The 18,150-nt window shown below is 46.6% G+C and carries 13 protein-coding genes and 1 pseudogene; 9 read left to right on the top strand and 5 right to left on the bottom strand.

What is annotated here, in order from left to right; translation table 11 throughout:
• Nucleotides 1-42: 42 nt before the first annotated feature.
• Nucleotides 43-615, top strand: coding sequence for a peptide-methionine (S)-S-oxide reductase MsrA (msrA, locus tag VC188_RS04645; RefSeq protein WP_216155669.1), 573 nt, complete (start codon nt 43-45; stop codon nt 613-615).
• Nucleotides 616-628: 13 nt separating this feature from the next.
• On the opposite strand, the gene pdxH is transcribed toward msrA, so the two are convergent.
• On the bottom strand, nt 629-1,264 hold the full coding sequence (gene pdxH, locus VC188_RS04640; RefSeq protein WP_215320334.1) for a pyridoxamine 5'-phosphate oxidase: 636 nt from the start codon (nt 1,262-1,264) through the stop codon (nt 629-631).
• 22 nt (nt 1,265-1,286) lie between these two features.
• Between pdxH and VC188_RS04635 the strand changes: the two genes are divergently transcribed.
• The 5 genes from VC188_RS04635 (at nt 1,287) to pepN (ending at nt 8,113) form a co-directional block, all read left to right on the top strand.
• Nucleotides 1,287-2,036, top strand: a complete 750-nt coding sequence (locus tag VC188_RS04635) for a ThiF family adenylyltransferase (protein WP_215320332.1) — start codon at nt 1,287-1,289, stop codon at nt 2,034-2,036.
• Between the two features lie 245 nt (nt 2,037-2,281).
• Entirely contained in the window at nt 2,282-3,664 is a 1,383-nt protein-coding gene (locus VC188_RS04630) for an amino acid permease (protein WP_416350490.1), read from the top strand.
• A 12-nt stretch (nt 3,665-3,676) separates the two neighbouring features.
• Nucleotides 3,677-4,795, top strand: a complete 1,119-nt coding sequence (gene ald, locus VC188_RS04625) for an alanine dehydrogenase (RefSeq protein WP_323483182.1) — start codon at nt 3,677-3,679, stop codon at nt 4,793-4,795.
• A gap of 87 nt (nt 4,796-4,882) precedes the next feature.
• Nucleotides 4,883-5,458 (top strand): TMEM165/GDT1 family protein, encoded by a 576-nt coding sequence (locus tag VC188_RS04620; RefSeq protein WP_323483181.1) that lies wholly within the window; start codon nt 4,883-4,885, stop codon nt 5,456-5,458.
• Nucleotides 5,459-5,503: 45 nt separating this feature from the next.
• Nucleotides 5,504-8,113: an aminopeptidase N gene (gene pepN, locus VC188_RS04615; RefSeq protein WP_323483180.1), complete on the top strand. Its 2,610-nt coding sequence runs from the start codon at nt 5,504-5,506 to the stop codon at nt 8,111-8,113.
• A 4-nt stretch (nt 8,114-8,117) separates the two neighbouring features.
• On the opposite strand, the gene VC188_RS04610 is transcribed toward pepN, so the two are convergent.
• Nucleotides 8,118-8,501 (bottom strand): type II toxin-antitoxin system VapC family toxin, encoded by a 384-nt coding sequence (locus tag VC188_RS04610; protein WP_216155655.1) that lies wholly within the window; start codon nt 8,499-8,501, stop codon nt 8,118-8,120.
• 2 nt (nt 8,502-8,503) lie between these two features.
• Nucleotides 8,504-8,707, bottom strand: a complete 204-nt coding sequence (locus VC188_RS04605; RefSeq protein ID WP_215320319.1) for a type II toxin-antitoxin system VapB family antitoxin — start codon at nt 8,705-8,707, stop codon at nt 8,504-8,506.
• Nucleotides 8,708-8,876: 169 nt separating this feature from the next.
• Here VC188_RS04605 and VC188_RS04600 point away from each other — a divergent pair, with 169 nt between their 5' ends.
• Nucleotides 8,877-9,875: a class 1 fructose-bisphosphatase gene (locus VC188_RS04600; RefSeq protein ID WP_416350489.1), complete on the top strand. Its 999-nt coding sequence runs from the start codon at nt 8,877-8,879 to the stop codon at nt 9,873-9,875.
• A 65-nt stretch (nt 9,876-9,940) separates the two neighbouring features.
• Here VC188_RS04600 and cphA (VC188_RS04595) read toward each other — a convergent pair whose 3' ends face one another.
• Together cphA (VC188_RS04595) and cphA (VC188_RS04590) are read right to left on the bottom strand one after the other, a co-directional pair.
• Entirely contained in the window at nt 9,941-12,511 is a 2,571-nt protein-coding gene (cphA, locus tag VC188_RS04595; protein ID WP_323483179.1) for a cyanophycin synthetase, read from the bottom strand.
• A 12-nt stretch (nt 12,512-12,523) separates the two neighbouring features.
• Nucleotides 12,524-14,704, bottom strand: a pseudogene (cphA, locus tag VC188_RS04590) (cyanophycin synthetase); the annotation flags it as partial.
• A gap of 204 nt (nt 14,705-14,908) precedes the next feature.
• Here cphA (VC188_RS04590) and VC188_RS04585 point away from each other — a divergent pair.
• Nucleotides 14,909-17,242 carry an ABC transporter ATP-binding protein gene (locus VC188_RS04585; protein ID WP_323483177.1) on the top strand — a complete coding sequence of 778 codons (2,334 nt, stop codon included), beginning with the start codon at nt 14,909-14,911 and terminating at the stop codon, nt 17,240-17,242.
• Nucleotides 17,239-17,706: a DUF1854 domain-containing protein gene (locus VC188_RS04580; protein WP_323483176.1), complete on the top strand. Its 468-nt coding sequence runs from the start codon at nt 17,239-17,241 to the stop codon at nt 17,704-17,706. Before VC188_RS04585 ends, VC188_RS04580 begins: the two co-directional genes overlap by 4 nt.
• The last annotated feature ends 444 nt before the right edge of the window (nt 17,707-18,150 follow it).

The raw sequence follows: 18,150 nt of genomic DNA, 5'->3' as shown, positions 1-18,150 counted from the left end.
TAATAGTTGGCAGGTATTGGAATAAGGCATTAGGATAAAGCCATGGAAACAAATTTAGATAAAAAAGAACCCCTTTTAGAGCGTGCAACCTTGGGTGGGGGCTGTTTTTGGTGTTTGGAAGCGGTTTACCAGCAAATTTCAGGAGTTCGGTCTGTGGTTTCTGGCTACGCCGGTGGCGCTAGACCCAATCCGACTTATGAGGCTGTTTGCACGGGTGTGTCAGGCCATGCCGAGATTGTCGATATCTTGTTTGATCCGCAAATTGTTTCATTTAGGGATTTATTGGAAATCCTTTTCGTGATTCATGACCCAACTACCTTGAACTATCAAGGCAACGATCATGGTACGCAATATCGTTCAGTCATTTTTACTCATAGCGAAGAACAGTCCCAGATTGCGCATGAAGTAGTGAAAGAACTTGAAGATTCAAAAATCTACGTCAACCCAGTGGTCACTCAGATCGATGCTGCGCCAACTATTTATCCTGCAGAAGACTATCACCAGAATTATTTTCAGCAGCATCCTAATCAAGGATATTGCATGGCAGTAGTTGCACCTAAGCTAGCTAAATTTAGAGCGAAATTTAAATCACTCATAGCGCCGCAGTATTCCTGAGGATTAAAGGTCTCTAGGGCGCTAGGCGATTTACTCGCCAGTTGGCACCTGCTAGTTTGTAGTGCATGCGGTCATGCAATCTAGATGGGCGACCTTGCCAGAATTCAATTTCATTGGGGCGCAGGCGGTAACCACCCCAATGTTCTGGACGTGGAGGGGTATTGCCAAACTCTGTCTTAAAACGTTTTTCCGCTTCTTCTAAGAATTCACGGTTTGGGATGGCGGCGCTCTGAGGCGAGGCCCAGGCACCAATTCTGGAAGCGGCTGGGCGAGAATGGAAGTACTCATCACTTTCAGCTGCACTAACTCGCTCAACAACACCCTGAATACGTACCTGGCGCTCTAATTCATGCCAATGGAAGAGGAGGGCTGCTTGAGGGCGGATGGCCAAGTCTTTGCCTTTTTGACTCTCGTAGTTAGTAAAAAAGGTAAAGCCATTTTGGTCTGCGCCTTTTAGTAAGACAATTCGGGCTGATGGATTGCCAGCCTGGTTAGCCGTTGCCAAGGTCATTGAGTTGGGTTCAGGACATTCTGCTTTCACCGCTTGATCAAACCAAAGCTTGAAAAGCTGAAGCGGGTCTTGGGGAACCTCGGTCTCTGAGAGCTGACCAAAGGTATAGTTTTTGCGAAGTTGTGCAATGGGGTCCATTTATTCAGTATAAAGATAAGCTATGGCAGAAGACAAGGTAGAAGGCAGCTTAGAAAATCGTCGTTTTGGCGGGGTCTCACGACTCTATGGGCCAGAACTGCGCGAGCGCTTTCTGAATGCAACGGTTGTTGTGGCTGGTCTAGGTGGAGTTGGGTCCTGGGCCGCAGAGGCCTTAGCCCGAACTGGTATTGGACACCTTGTCATTATTGATTTTGATCATATCTCCGAAAGCAATACCAATCGACAGCTGCACGCCATAGAAGGGCAGTTCGGTAAAGCAAAAGTCGAGGCGATGAAGGAGCGCATTCTGCAAATTAACCCAGAGATCAAGTTGACTGCTTACGATGAATTCTTAGAGCCAGAAAACTTAGATCGACTCATTCCAGCAAATGCATTGGTATTGGATGCGACTGATTCAGTACAAACCAAAATTGCTTTATCAGTGTGGGCCGTGAAAAATAATCGTGCTTTAGTCATGTGTGGCGCCGCTGGTGGCAAGTCAGACCCCACATCAGTACGCTGCGAAGATCTTTCTCGTACCGAACAAGATGCTTTATTGGCTAAGGTTCGCCAAGGGTTAAGACAGGATCATGGTTTCTCTAGAAATCTCAAGAAAAAAATGGGCATTCGCGCGATCTACTCGTATGAACCACGAGCGGGGGCTTCCAGCGGAGGCCTCGCCTGCACGGGTTATGGCTCTACCGTGATGGTAACGGCTGCTTGTGGGCTTGCAGCTGCAGCAGAAATTCTGAATCTCATCTCTGCGCAGTAAATTTTTCTCAAAAATTGCCGTAAATCCTTAAGGGGATTCCCTGTAGGAAATTACTGATTCTTTTGCAATCAGAAATAATTTATTTCAAACTCTGCGTTGATTTCAAAGACATTTCAATATTTTCCTAAATAGATTTATTTAATTTATCACTTTAGTAATTTTCCTCCTCTAGTACTGATCACCAGTCCTCCCTAGACTTTGCTCCGTTGGCAAGTTGCCAATGACAAATCGAAAGGAGGTCTCCCTTGCAGACTGAACAATCTGGCTTAAAACGTCACCTCAAAGTACGGCATATTCGTTTGATGGCCTTAGGCTCAACGATCGGTGTTGGATTATTTCTGGGGTCAGCAAGCGCAATTCAAATAGCAGGTCCGTCTATTCTTCTGGGTTATTTGCTGGCAGGCATTGTTGCCTTCATTGTTCTGCGGACACTTGGTGAAATGGCGGTGCATGAACCTGTAGCCGGTTCTTTCGCAGCCTACGCCAATACGTATGTGGGTCCACTAGCGGGGTATATGGTGGGTTGGGGATATTGGACTTATTGGATTGTGGTTGGAATTGCTGAAGTTACAGCGGTTGGCATCTATATGGGCATTTGGTTTCCTGAGACCCCGCAGTGGATTTGGGCACTTTCTTCTATCGTGATGATGGGTTTAATCAACCTGATTGCAGTAAAGGTATTTGGAGAGTTTGAGTTTTGGTTTGCCCTTATTAAAGTAGTTGCGATTGTCGCGATGATTGCGCTTGGAGGTTCAGTCATCTTGTTTGGCTTTACGAATGATTGGCAGCCCATTGGCCTGAATAATTTATGGCAACACGGCGGCTTCTTTCCAAATGGTATCGGCGGAATGTTGTTGTCATTGCAAATGGTCTTGTTTGCTTATGTTGGTATAGAAATGATTGGTCTTTCTGCGGGCGAGGCTGAGAACCCACAAAAAACTATTCCGATGGCCATAGATTCTTTGGCTTGGCGCATTCTCATTTTCTACATGGGCGCCATCTTAGTTATTTTGGCAATCTTTCCGTGGAATCAAGTTGGGCAGCAAGGCAGTCCATTCGTAGTGATGTTTGAGAGGTTGGGTTTGCGAGAAGCGGCGGGCTTAATTAACTTTGTCGTGATCACTGCAGCGCTCTCTTCATGTAATGCAGGCATCTTTAGTGGCGGGCGCTTGTTGTATTCCTTATCGTCTAACGGCTACGCTCCTAGATCTTTTTCAAAGCTTTCAAAGTATGGCGTTCCTCATCGAGCGGTGATGACTACAGTCGGAGTCTGTATGTCAGGTGTAGTGCTGAACTACTTCGTACCTGACAAAGCCTTCCAATACATGATGGCTGCAGTGACCTTTATTGGCTTAATGGTTTGGATTGCAATCTTGATTACACAGATCAAATTCCGTCGCTCGCTCTCTAAATCGCAAGTGGCGGAGTTAGGGTATCGCGCTCCTTGGTGGCCTTATTCCTCATGGTTTGCTCTGGCATTTATCGGATTGGTGGTGGTGTTGATGGGCTTTCATGAGGATGCATGGATCGCACTCATCGTGGGGCCGTGTTTATTGGGCGTGTATCTCGCAATGTTTTATGTCGTGGGCCTACATCGCAAAACAGCAAACCAACGTGACTTTAAATAATAGGAGAAGGCAATGATTATTGGCGTACCTCAAGAGGTTAAAAATAATGAGTTCCGGGTTGGATTAACCCCCGGTAATGTCAGTGGACTTTGTAAACAGGGGCATTCTGTTCTGATTCAGAGAGGTGCTGGCGAGCAAATTGGCTTAACGGATGAGTCTTATCGGCTTGCCGGTGCCGGCCTCGTGAATAGTGCAGCAGAAGTGTTTCAAAGGGCGGAGATGATTGTGAAAGTCAAAGAGCCTCAGGCGCAAGAATGTGCCATGTTGCGCGAGGATCAAATTCTGTTTACCTATTTACACTTAGCACCAGATCCAAGGCAGACAAAAGCTTTGTTGCAATCAGGCGCTACCTGTATTGCCTATGAAACAGTGACTGCTATGAATGGCGCCCTCCCTCTATTGGCGCCCATGAGTGAAGTAGCTGGCCGCATGTCTATTCAGGCAGCTGCATCCCATTTAGAAAAGACCAATGGTGGCTTAGGTGTGTTGATGGCAGGTGTTCCTGGTGTATCGCCAGCAAAGATTGTCATTCTGGGTGGTGGAGTGGTGGGCCGTAATGCTTTGCAAATAGCGGTTGGCATGGGGGCTGATGTTTGCATCTTTGATCGTGATATTGATCGCTTACGCCAGATCGATATGTTCTATGGCAATCGAGTGAGAACTTTTTATTCTGACAGTTTACTGATTGAACAAGAGGTATGTGAAGCTGATGTCGTGATTGGAGCGGTTTTGCTACCTGGTGCAGCAGCTCCCAAGTTGGTTACGCATGACATGATTAAAACAATGAAGCCTGGTTCGGTTGTGGTGGATGTTGCCATTGATCAAGGCGGCTGTTTTGAAACATCCAAGCCTACTACGCATGCGGACCCAACCTTCGTGGTGGACGGTGTAATTCATTATTGCGTTGCCAATATGCCCGGAGCAGTTGCAAGAACATCTACCTTTGCTTTAACCAACGCGACTTATCCGTTTGTTGAGGCTTTGGCAAACCGGGGAGTTATGAAAGCGCTCTCAATTGATCATCACTTGCGCAATGGTTTGAGTGTGCACAAAGGGGTGTTGACATCAAAGCCAGTTGCAATGGCTCAGGGCCTAGACTATGCGCTGGCTGAGGAGCTTTTAGTGGCATAGCAATATATTTCCAAAATGATTGGGTCTAGTGAGTCCTAGGATTTAAACTATCTCTGATACGCAAAACTTACTGGACCCATATCATTTATGGATTTTTCAGCCTTAACCCTCTCTGCTGGGGTAGTTGCTCTGGCGGAGATGGGGGATAAAACGCAATTGCTTTCATTAATGCTTGCGGCTCGCTATCCCAAGCAAGCATTAGCGATCATTGCAGGCATCTTTATTGCCACTATTGCTAATCATACCTGTGCTGCATTATTAGGTCATTGGCTTACGACTTTAGTGTCTCCAGATGTGATGCGTTGGATTTTAGGCTTGAGTTTTTTAGGAATCGGCTTATGGTTACTTGTGCCAGATCATATTGATGATGCAGCCGGCTCAAAGGTAATTGATAGGGCTCCCCAGGTATTTTTGCTCACGGTAGGCTTATTCTTTTTGGCCGAGATGGGCGATAAGACGCAAATTGCGACCATTGCCCTGGGCGCCCGCTTCGAGGATGTAGTTTCTGTAACAGTTGGCACCACATTGGGGATGATGCTGGCAAATGCCCCTGCCGTCTGGATTGGTCAGAAATTCACGAAACGCATGCCAATTAAGTGGGTGCACGCGGTTGCAGCTGTCACCTTTATTGCAATTGGTTTGGCTACCCTAATATGGGCCTGAGATAGCGAACCAGCCTGTCTGCCAGCCAAGACTTAAAATAGGCTCATGAAAACTGATCTCCCCCAGAGCTTTCGTAGGCTCGAATACCTCCCGCCTGTATACACCTTCGATCAAGTCGAACTCGATATCGCTCTGGATCCAGCGCGAACCATTGTGAAAAGTCGTATTGAGGTTTTGCCAGGCAAAAGTTTTAAGGCAGGAGCCCCCTTGGTTTTGGTCGGGCAAGAGCTCGAGTTTGTTAGTTTGCGCATCAATGGTGAGGCTCATCGTCATTTTGAATTAACACCAGAAACACTAACGATTCATACGCTGCCAAATGAAGGTAAAGAAAAGTTTGTCATAGAAATTATTTGCGTTTGCGTTCCAGAAAAAAATACTACTCTGATGGGCTTGTATGTTTCCAACGGGAACTTTTTCACTCAATGTGAGGCAGAGGGTTTCAGGAAGATTACTTACTTCTTGGATCGCCCGGATGTGATGGCGCGTTATCGCGTGACATTGCGTGCACGCGAAGCAGAGTGCCCGGTGCTGTTATCCAACGGCAACTTACTAACTACAGAAAAACTACCTAATGGATGGCATAGCGCTACTTGGGAAGACCCATTTCCTAAGCCCTCCTATTTGTTTGCCTTGGTTGCTGGTAAGTTGGAATGTATTGAAGAGACCATCACCACTAGCAGCGGTGCTAAGAAGTTACTGCAGATCTGGGTTGAGCCGCATGACCTCAAGAAGACTCGACATGCCATGGACTCCCTAATAGCCTCTATTCATTGGGATGAAAAGCGTTTTGGATTGGAGTTGGATTTAGAGCGCTTCATGATTGTGGCGGTAAGTGACTTCAATATGGGGGCAATGGAAAACAAGGGTTTGAATATTTTCAATACCAAGTTTGTTCTTGCCCAGCCAGAGACTGCGACAGATGCAGACTTTGCCAATATTGAGAGTGTCGTTGCCCATGAATACTTCCATAACTGGACCGGTAATCGTGTCACTTGTCAGGATTGGTTTCAGCTATCCCTGAAAGAGGGTTTGACAGTATTTAGAGATCAAGAGTTTTCTGCTGATCAAATGGGTAGTGAATCCGGTAGGGCGGTAAAGCGAATTGAAGATGTTCGATTGCTTCGTCAATTGCAATTTCCTGAAGATGCGGGCCCGATGGCGCATCCGATTCGCCCAGATGAGTACCAAGAAATCAATAACTTCTATACCGTTACTGTTTATGAGAAGGGTTCGGAAGTTGTTAGGATGTATCAAACTCTTTTGGGTAAAGACGGCTTCCGCAAAGGAATGGATCTGTACTTTAAGCGCCATGATGGTCAGGCGGTTACCTGTGATGATTTCTTAGCCGCGATGGCTGATGCTAATGGCAAGGACCTGACTCAGTTTAAGAATTGGTACAGCCAGGCAGGCACCCCCAGAGTTCAGGTGCAAGAGCACTATGACGCCGCTACAAAGCAGTACCAGCTGACGCTGATGCAAAGTTGCCCGCCTAGCCCAGGCCGGCCGGAGAAGAAGCCCTTTCATATTCCACTGATGATGCGATTAATTACAAAGGCGAATGAACAAGCTGAACAATTATTGGAATTAACGCAAGAAACTCAAACTTGGACTTTTAACCATATTGAAGAGCGACCAGTGCTTTCGATTAATCGCAACTTCTCTGCGCCGATTAACTTAGATTTCAAGCAATCCGAGGCAGATCTTCTCACTTTATTCTCAAGCGATGATGATGCATTTAATCGTTGGGAGGCTGGTCAGAAGTTGGCTATGCAAATGATTTTAAATAATCGTTTGCCTGATGAAAAACTGATTGAAGCGTACCGCAATATCTTGCTAGACCCTAATTTGGATCCAGCCTTTAAGGATCTGGCTTTAACACTGCCTGCAGAGTCTTATTTGTATGAGCAATGCACGAGCGTAGATCCTCAGAAGATATTTGCAGCGCGACGCGCTTTCCGTAAAGAGATTGCCAAACAGTTGCAACTTGAGTGGGCTGCCTTGTATCAGCAGATGCAAACACCTGGACCATTTAAGTCTGATGGGGTAGATGCTGGTAAGCGTGCCCTGAAAAATCTAGCATTGAGCATGTTGCTTGAGGCGGCGCCAGCAGTGTGGGCGCCAATGGCAGCTAATCAATATCAAATTGCTGACAATATGACTGACCGCTATGCAGCCTTATCTGTATTAGTGGTACACGGCGCAAAACAAGCTAAAGATTGCTTAATTGATTTTTACAATCGATTTGCGAATGATGCTTTAGTAATCGATAAGTGGTTTGGCTTGCAATCTAGTTGTCCCCCTGTTGACGGTCTTGACTCCACCCTTACTGAGGTGAAGAAACTTCGTGAGCATCCTGCATTTAAGTTAAACAATCCAAACCGAGTTCGCAGCGTGATTCATTCGTTCTGCGCTAACAATCCAGCTAGCTTTCATCAGGCGGATGGCAGTGGTTATGAGTTCTGGGCCGATAGCGTATTCGCTCTAGATCCTATTAATCCTCAAGTAGCGGCTCGTCTTGCAAGAGCGCTGGACCGCTGGCGTTTATTTGCCCAGCCCTATCAAGATCATATGAAAGCGGCTCTAGAGCGTGTTTCTGCATGCCCAACACTTTCTCCCGATGTAAGGGAAGTGATTGGAAAGGCGCTGGGTAACTAAGAAGTTAATGGAGCTTATTGCCGTACGAAATACCCAATCGAATTGCAAGCTTTTCTAGGCTCTTATCCAGAGTCCAAAGCTGGGCATTTTCTGAAAGCAGAGTTGATGTAAGGAGTGACACATCAATTGCCCCACATCCAGATTCTTGAAGTTGATGCTTTTCAATAAACTCCAATATTTCATAAGGGGTGGCTATAGTTGCTTGTCGTAATTTTTTAATATAGCCCAAGGTTTTAGAGCGTGGCGATGGGGGTGATCCGCAGGCTAATTCTATTTGAATTAGGGGATGACACAGTATTTGGTCATTTAGTAGTAGAGCTTCGAAAGATACATTTGACTTTCTAAAGTGAGCTACCCAGACTGATGTGTCAACTAAAACCATGGTCATGATTACTGGCCATCTTTCGGTTTGCGGCGAGGAATAGCCTTCATCTGAGGTGATTTACCACCCAATGCTACCAACCTCTTAGCAACTTGAACTCTTATGAATACGTTAATGGCCTCCCTGAAGAGATCAGCTTTATCCATATCAGGGTCAGCAAGATCCAAACCTCTTTGATATAGATCGTCGTCAATCGTGACAGTAGTTCTCATATATATTCCTCATCATTATTGATGTATTATAACATCTAAAATAACATCAAAATTAGAGTGGTTAAGTGCCCAAATGATCATTTAGATGGGAAATATCAATATTTTGAGGTTGGCATTCGGAACAAGGCAAAATAGACCTTAATTTCATTAGAGCTTTGGAGAAATACCTTTGTCCTCAAGTACCCATATCAATTTCAAGCAATATTTGACCTCCACAAAGCCGGCTGTAGTTGCTGTCCCGGCTGGATTGCAAGATTTGCTGATCGCGGTTGTTAATACCTGCTCAACTCTCAGTCATGAAGTAGCGCAGGGCGCCTTGATTGGCTTGTTGGGTTCCGCAGGCACTGGCAACGTGCAGGGTGAAGTTCAACAAAAGCTCGACATCATTGCTAATGATCTATTAATTGATGGCGTTAAAGGTTGTAAATCACTCGCAGGTTTAGCTTCAGAAGAAATGGAGCTCCCAGTTCCCGTTCAAGGTACAGGTGATTATCTACTGTTGTTTGATCCACTCGATGGCTCATCCAACATTGATGTGAACGTATCGATTGGAACCATTTTCTCAGTCCTCAAGAAGCAGGACCCGAATGCACCGTTACAGACCTCTGACTTTTTATTGTCAGGACGTCATCAAGTTGCTGCGGGTTATGTAGTGTATGGTCCTCAAACAACGATGGCCTTGACTCTGGGTGATGGTGTGGTGATGTTTACCTTGAATAAGGTGACTGGTGAGTTTTTGCTTATCAAGGATGCGGTCAAGATTTCTCATTCGACTAAAGAGTTTGCAATCAATATGTCCAATATGCGCCACTGGGCTGACCCAGTTCGTCGTTATGTTGAAGAGTGCTTAGCTGGCGTTAGTGGGACGCGTGACAAGGACTTCAATATGCGTTGGATCGCTTCCATGGTGGCGGATGTGCACCGTGTTTTATCTCGTGGCGGGGTGTTTATGTACCCATGGGATCAGCGTGAACCGCACAAGCCAGGTAAGTTGCGCCTGATGTACGAAGCCAATCCAATGAGTTTCCTGGTAGAGCAGGCGGGTGGTGCATCTACTAATGGAACGGATCTCATTATGGATTTGCAGCCAACTGACTTGCATGAGCGTGTTTCTGTAATGCTGGGCTCTAAAGAAGAGATTGATCGCATCATGCACTATCACGCATAAGTAATCTCACTTCATAATAAAAAACCCAATCGATTGATTGGGTTTTTTATTGGCAGAAGTAGTTATTAAGGTCTTACCTGCTGCTTAAGATAGGCAAGAGACTCTTCCACTTGATCAATCAGAATTAAGCAGATATCGCCAGCAGCAAGATCGTTAAGTGCGGTATCAATCGCTTTAAATTCACCATGTATCTCTTGAACTTGCTTTGCCTTAGTTGCGCCAACTAAGCCTTCTTGCAATAGCTTTAATACTTCACCATCTTCACGACCACGCTGGCAGGCATCTTGATAAAGAATGACGTTGTCAAAAGAGTTGCCCAAGATACGAGTTAGATCACGGATATCTTCGTCACGACGATCACCGGCACCGCTAATGACCACGTGGCTCTTCTTGGGTTTCATGGCCTCAACTGCGCTAGTAAGGGCGCGCATAGCATCGGGGTTGTGACCATAGTCAGCAATGACGGTGGCGCCATTGTGTTGGAATTGATTAAACCGCCCCGGCACTGAATTCGGATCGCTTTCGAAGCTATGTAAACCGCGAGCAATCTTTTCTGCATCAAGACCAAGGGCCCAGGCTGCGCCAATCGCAGCCATGGCATTTTCAATTTGGAAGCCTAGTACGCCATTTTGGGTCAGGGGAATTTCGCTAATGGGGAAGCGATACATCACACGTGATCCCTTGGACGCAACAATATAGGTGCCGTCAAAATAAATAACTTTTTTATTCTTGGCGCGATGAGCAGCAATAACTGGGTGATGTTGATTTTGGGCAAAGAAAATCACTCGACCAGAACACTTGTCACCCATCTTCACAACCATTGGGTCTGCCGCATTGAGCACTGCGGCACCAGTTGGGGCAACGTTTTGCACAATTACGCGCTTGAGAATGGCTAAATCCTCAACGCTGGTAATGTAATTAAGGCCCAAGTGATCACCTTCGCCAATATTGGTTACAACCGCAACTTCGCAGCGATCAAAGCCAAGACCTTCGCGGAGCATTCCACCACGAGCAGTTTCAAGTACAGCCGCATCAACATCTGGATGCATCAGGACATTTCTGGCACTCTTAGGCCCGCTGCAATCGCCGGTATCGATAAGGCGATGATTGATGTAAACACCATCAGTTCCTGTCATACCAACACGTAGGCCAGTTTCATTTAATAAATGAGAAATCAAGCGAACGGTAGTGGTTTTACCGTTTGTACCGGTAACCGCTACCACTGGAATGCGGCCATCTTCACCTAGTGGGAACATCATATTGATGATGTCTTCGCCAACGGGACGTCCTTTGCCATACGAAGGCTTGAGATGCATACGTAAACCAGGCGCAGCATTGACTTCAACAATACCGCCACCTTGTTGTTCCAATGGCTTGTAGATATTTTCGCAAAGGATGTCTACACCAGCAATATCAAGTCCAATCATCTGGGCGGCCGCGACTGCGCTCGCTGCTACATCCGGGTGTACATCATCGGTAACATCAGTAGCGGTTCCGCCTGTACTGAGATTGGCATTATTGCGGAGCAGAACGCGTTCGCCAGTCTTGGGCACGTATTGTGGGGTAAGACCAGAGCTTGCAAGATGCGCCATGGCAATGTCATCAAAGCGAATTTTGGTTAATGCTGTTGCATGACCATCACCACGCAATGGATTTTTATTCTCGATTTCAACAAGTTCGGCAACGGTGTGACTGCCATCACCAACTACTTGTGCTGGCTCACGCCGAGCAGCGGCCGAGAGGCGGTTGCCAACGACGAGTAGGCGATAGTCTGCACCAGGAAGATAGCGCTCAACAATCGTTTCACGGCCAAAGGCTTGAGTGACAACAAAGCCAGCGCGCACTTCTTCTTCAGTTTGAATGTTGGCAACAACGCCTTTGCCTTGATTGCCATCTTTCGGCTTTAAAACAATCGGACCACCAATTTTTTGAGCGGCACGCCAAGCATCATCAGCGGTGGTAACTACTTCGCCAATAGGAACTGACACGCCAGCAGCGGCAAGTAAGTTCTTGGTGAGTTCTTTATCTTGGGCAATCGCTTCAGCAATTGCGCTGGTATCGCTAGTCTCTGCAGCTTGAATACGTTTTTGTTTGCTGCCCCAACCAAATTGCACCATGCTGCCTTCAGTCATGCGGCGGTAGGGGATGTTACGTTGTAATGCGGCATCAACAATGGATCCAGTACTTGGTCCAAGGCGAACGTCTTCGTAAAGAGCTTCTAACTCTGAGAGGGCGGCAGCGAGATCAAATGGCGCATCGTTGAGTGTTGCTTGAATCAAAGCAAAACCAAAGTCGAAAGCCATGCGACCCACGACTTCTTCGGTGTATTCCACTACCACTTGATAAACACCAACATCGACTGTTTGCACTGTGCGACTAAAGGTAACGGGGCAACCCGCTTGAGCTTGAAGACCAAGCGCTGCATGCTCAAGAGCATGGGCTAAAGAAAGCACTTCATTGTGGCCACCGCGACGCATGCTCCCTAGCTGAGGAAAGCGCTCGCGAATCTTGGTTTCAAATTGAGGGATAGAGTCGATTGAGCGTTCAGACTCATCACAAGAAACAATCGCTTCTAAGGCGGTGTGGCGGCTCCATAGATTTGGGCCGCGCAACATGCGAATACGGGTAATTTCCAATTAAGCCCCTGTAGCAGTAGTGGCGTCAGGCACGAATGTTTCTGCGCCTGCTTCGATAACGTTAAATGGAATTTCCAGAGCCCAGGCTGCTGCTATAGCTGCACCTAAATTCATGGTTTTCCAAGGAGTAGAGTGGTTGGCTTCTGAGTGATGCGGCACAGGAATAGATTTCTGATCCAGCATTCCAGACTTCAAGGTAATTTGCTGTTTACCAATGACAACGGCACGACCACCGTTTGTTAAGTGGGCTTTGACAATCTCAGAGTCCGAATTCTCAGTAAAGAAAATCACCTGACCATCACAAAGCTCGGCCATTTGCACACACATTAGGTCATCGGCATTGAGTACGGCAACGCCTGTTGGAAGAACGACATCAACTTGAGTACGAACGACACTAAAGACTTGATCTTCATCGTAAATAGCGTACTGCGGGAAGTTGGCTGTTGGATCGACATTGAGAACTACGCCAACTTGGCAACGATCGTAAGCTAAGCCTTCAATCAACATTGACAAATGATTGTTCTCAATCACCACCGCTTCTACTGCACGATTCAGAAGAGTGCGTCGGGCATTTTCCCAATTCGATGCATTGGAATTGGGAATGGCGCGGTTGCCGAAAAACAATCCTTTACTGCAAGACAGTCCAACATACACATTAGTTAAGCGTAAGAAATGGGCAATCATTTCGGCGACAGGGGTTTTGCCTCGTTCACCACAGACGCCAACTACTGGAATGCGGAAATCCACTCCAGGCGGGAAGAGGTGATTTGCTATCTCTTTGCCAACGGGTTGTGGTTTGCCGCTGGCAGGCTTTAGATGCATCAGCAGGCCAGGACCAGCATTGACTTCAACAATGGCAGCGTTTTGATCTGCCAATGGTTTGCTAATGTCCTGAGCCACTAAATCAACGCCAGCAATTTCAAGACCAACGACACGAGCAGCTAAGGCTACTTGACTGGCAACATCAGGATGAATTGAATCAGTGACGTCAAATGCCACGTTGCCGTTGCTCTGAATGAGTACTTTGTGATCTATTGCAGGAACACTATCACCCTTTAATTGTTGACGTGCCAGCTCGAGCTCTACTGCAGAATCTATGCGCACAGGATTAAGAGGATGTTCTTCCGCAGTGCCGCGACGGGGATCAGAATTAATCTGTATTTGAATGAGCTCATGAACGGTATGTTTGCCATCACCAGTGACCCATACGGTTTCACCTTTTGCCGCAGCAACTACTTTGTTGCCTACAACTAGTAAGCGATGCTCATCACCAACAATATGACGCTCAACTAATACTTCGCTACCTTCATCAATCGCAACAGCGTAAGCGGCTTCAATTTCTTGTTGGGTATAGAGATTGATAAATACACCGCGGCCATGATTGCCATCGATCGGCTTAACCACTACAGGTAAGCCAATATCTTGCGCCGCTTCCCAGGCATCATCAGGGCTGGTAACAGTTCTGCCCTCAGGCGTTGGAACTCCAGCGCTACATAGCAAGCTCTTAGTTAAATCCTTATCGCGAGAAATGGTTTCAGCTATTGCGCTTGTTTGATCGGTCTCTGCTGTCCAGATGCGGCGTTGTTTAGCGCCGTAACCCAGTTGAACCAGGTTGCCTTCAGATAAACGAATTGATGGAATGCCGCGCTCTTCAGCTGCATTCACAATGCATGCTGTACTTGGACCCAGCAAAAGATCATCGCCAAGATCACGTAAATTTTCGATGATGGTTTGCACCAGAGCAACGCAGTCAGCATTGTCTTGCGCTATGGCCAAATAAAGATCACGCGCATATTTGAGGGCGGTGAGTGTGACCTCCTCATTTATTGCGCTAACCATCACTTTGTAAACACCGCGCCTATCGCCGTCACGTGCTTTACCAAAGCCGCCAGGTATGCCGGCTAAATTTTGTAGTTCAAGCGTGAGGTGCTCCATAATATGTGCAGGCCATGTGCCTTCTTCAACGCGTTTCAGGAAGCCGCCGGTTTCACCATAACTACAGCGATGTTCAACGAGACTTGGAAGGGCTTTTACTAGGCGGTCATAAAAGCCGGGAATCAGGTTAGAGGGGTAGTCCTCTAAATCGCCAATATCGAGCCAAACCTCAATTACGGGATGGTAAGTCCACATATTGGGACCACGGAGATGCTTAACGCTCAGAATCTCGATGGATTTATCTAGTAATTGGGGCATATGCAGTGTTGCGATGGTCGGCGCCAGCTTTTGGCGTTGACGCGTCAGACAGTCTCTCTGTTTCTAATAGTTATTTGAAAAACTCACAAAATTGACAAAAATTCATAAAAGGGCCTACTTAGACAATTTAACGGCTTTTGACCCTCTAAAGTTGACAGGAGCAATAAATCTAAAAAATTCAGCTCCACTATACTTTTAAGGTCAATGAAGCCACAAATCCTACCTTTTGCCCCTGTGCTACCTAGCTATTGGCTGGCTATTTTGGAGGCTGAAACTTCCCCGATAAAGAGCCCCGAAGCCCTGTTAGCGTGGGTTGAGCTCGATTTAGGCGCCGATTTACGCTTTGAAAAAAGCCTGCTTTTGCTCAACGAACAAGGTCTATTTTGGATGGACGGCAAGGTATTTCACTCCTGGAAGTTGGAGAAAAACACCCATTTAATCCACGGTGATCATGCTGGAGTAGGGCATCTACGCCTAGAAACCCCCGATAAATTGCTGAGTTCCTGGAATTTCACCTTGGCGGTTAATCCCCAAGCGCTTCGCTTCCAGTCCAGTTTTAAGCAATTAACTCGTGGTGAAGAAGTTAGCAATGGTGAGGTCAGCGAGTATGACAAGCAAGTTTGCCCAGTTTGCTTAAGTCCTAAGCCCGCGAATTCGGATTCTTGTCCGACTTGTGATCCTGAGGACGATGCACCGCCATCTACTTGGACGCTATTTAAACTCTGGCGTTTTGCACGGCCCTACAAGAAACAATTGTTGCTGGGATTTGTATTGACCCTGCTATCTACGGGTGCGACTTTAATTCCGCCTTACCTCACTATGCCATTAATGGATCATGTGTTGATTCCATATGAGCGCGGCAATCCTATTGATTTTCATTTGGCCAGCATGTATCTGTTGGCATTGTTTGGCGCTGCAATTGTTGCTTGGGGTCTGGGTTGGTGGAAGACCTATTTACTTGCATTGGTGAGTGAGCGCATTGGTGCTGATTTACGCAATACTACTTTCGAGCACCTACTCAAACTTTCGCTGGAATACTTTGGCGGCAAGAGAACTGGTGACTTGATTGCCCGCATTGGCGCTGAGACCGATCGTATTTGCGTTTTCCTCTCCTTATACGCGCTGGACTTTGCTACCGATGTGTTGATGATCACCATGACCGCGGCCATCCTGGTATCCATTGATCCTTTGCTGGCCTTAGTTACCTTGGCACCATTGCCATTCATTGTTTGGATGATTCATATAGTGCGCGATCGTTTGCGTTTTGGTTTTGAAAAGATTGATCGCATCTGGTCTGAAGTAACTAATATTTTGGCGGACACTATTCCAGGCATTCGGGTAGTCAAAGCCTTTGCCCAAGAGGATCGCGAGCTGAAGCGCTTCGTGGATTCTAATAAACATAATCTACAAATCAATGATCGCGTGAATCGCGTATGGGGATTATTTTCTCCTACGGTAACCTTGCTAACTGAAACCGGTCTACTAGTGGTGTGGGGTTTTGGTATCTGGCAAGTTGCGCACCAGAAAATTTCTGTTGGTGTTTTGATTGCTTTCTTGGCATACATTGGACGTTTTTATATCCGCTTAGATTCCATGAGTCGCATTGTTTCTCATACGCAGAAAGCGGCTGCTGGCGCTAAGCGCATCTTTGATATCTTGGATCACGTCTCTAGCGTTCCGGAGCCGATTAATCCAGCGCCTCTAGGTGAGGTTAAGGGTCGCATCTCTTTACGTGGCGTAGGTTTCCGCTACGGTAACCGTGCTGTCTCCAAAGGCATTGATTTGGATATTGCCCCTGGTGAAATGATTGGCTTAGTGGGGCACAGTGGTTCCGGTAAGAGTACTTTGGTGAACTTGATTTGCCGCTTCTATGATGTGAGTTCTGGTGCAATTTCATTGGATGGGCGTGATATTCGCAGCATCGGCATTGCCGACTATCGCAAACGTATTGGTCTGGTATTGCAAGAGCCGTTCTTATTCTTTGGCACGATTGCTGAAAATATTGCTTATGGCAAACCAGATGCAACTCGCGAAGAAATTATTGAGGCAGCACGCGCCGCTCATGCCCATGAATTTATTCTTCGCCTTCCTTTAGGTTATGACTCCTTAGTAGGGGAGCGCGGTCAATCACTTTCTGGTGGCGAACGTCAGCGCATATCCATTGCTCGTGCATTGCTGATTAATCCAAGTATTTTGATCCTGGATGAAGCAACATCATCGGTTGACACCACTACTGAAAAAGAAATTCAGCGTGCTTTGGATAACCTGGTTAAGGGCCGCACTACGATTGCAATCGCCCATCGCCTCTCCACCTTAAGAAAAGCAGATCGCTTAGTGGTTCTAGATAAAGGTGAGATTGTGGAAATAGGCTCTCACGATCAGCTGATGGAAGCCCGGGGCGCGTATTACACCCTGTATCAAGCCCAGCTGCGTCATGCTGCAGAGCTCGTTGAAGGCGGTGCTATTGGTGAAAGTCTGGAAGAAGAGCAAGAAGAAAAACTGGAAGAAGTAGCTAAGCACATTGGGGGTGGAGTATGAGTCAGACTCATCAGTTAGAGCGTGATGCGCTAGGCCGTCTAGTCTTTATCGACAACAAAGGTGAGCGACACATTGGCGTTCATCCTGTCAGAGCTTTTCCAATTACCGCGCCTGCTGCGGGTATTGGCATCATGAATCAATCTGGAAAAGAGCTTTGTTGGTTCCCGGATGTCACCGCTATTTCTGAAGCAGAACTTGGATTGATCGAGGAAGAACTGGCGGAGCGCGAGTTCATGCCAGTCATTGAGAAGATCGCTAAGGTTTCTACGTTCGCCACTCCTAGTATTTGGGATATCGAAACGGATCGAGGTCCAACACGAATTCGCCTCAAGGGTGAGGAAGATATTCGTCGAATTGCTGGCAATACATTGCTTATTGCCGATTCCAACGGACTGCAATTTCTCATCAAAGACTCTACGCACTTGGATAAAGTTAGTAAAAAGCTGCTAGATCGCTTCCGCTAAAAAGGATTTGCCACGCCAATCCCAGTTCGGCAGGTGTCACTGGGGCATTCCCCCTAAATTGAGATAATTCCCTACAAAAACAGAGACTTACTACACTTTTTCCTGTTTTTTTGGCCTGTTGCACCGCAATAGTATTAGGGTTATAATCTAGGTACTAACCCTTAAGGAGATTCAAATGACTGTTTTATTGAATATGATTAACCAGCTTTTTTCTGAAAGCAAACCAAGCCAAGACAAGCCTGCTCGTCACTATGATTTTGACGGCGCTTACCGCGGCATGTAATTTAAAAAATTACAGCATTTCAAAAGCCACCCTCTGAACTGACCCCCAAAAGTTGGACGCTATGTCCAACCAAGGGGGTTTTGTTTTATGAGCAAGTACAGCAAGCAGTTCAAGCTAAAGGTAGTTAAAGAGTTTCTAAAGTCAGGCGGTCTTAAGCGGGT

The sequence above is a fragment of the Polynucleobacter sp. MG-28-Ekke-A2 genome (assembly GCF_035012985.1).
GTDB lineage: Bacteria > Pseudomonadota > Gammaproteobacteria > Burkholderiales > Burkholderiaceae > Polynucleobacter.
The sequence above is the reverse complement of the archived record's forward strand: the minus strand, read 5'-3'. Positions and strand labels throughout refer to the sequence as shown.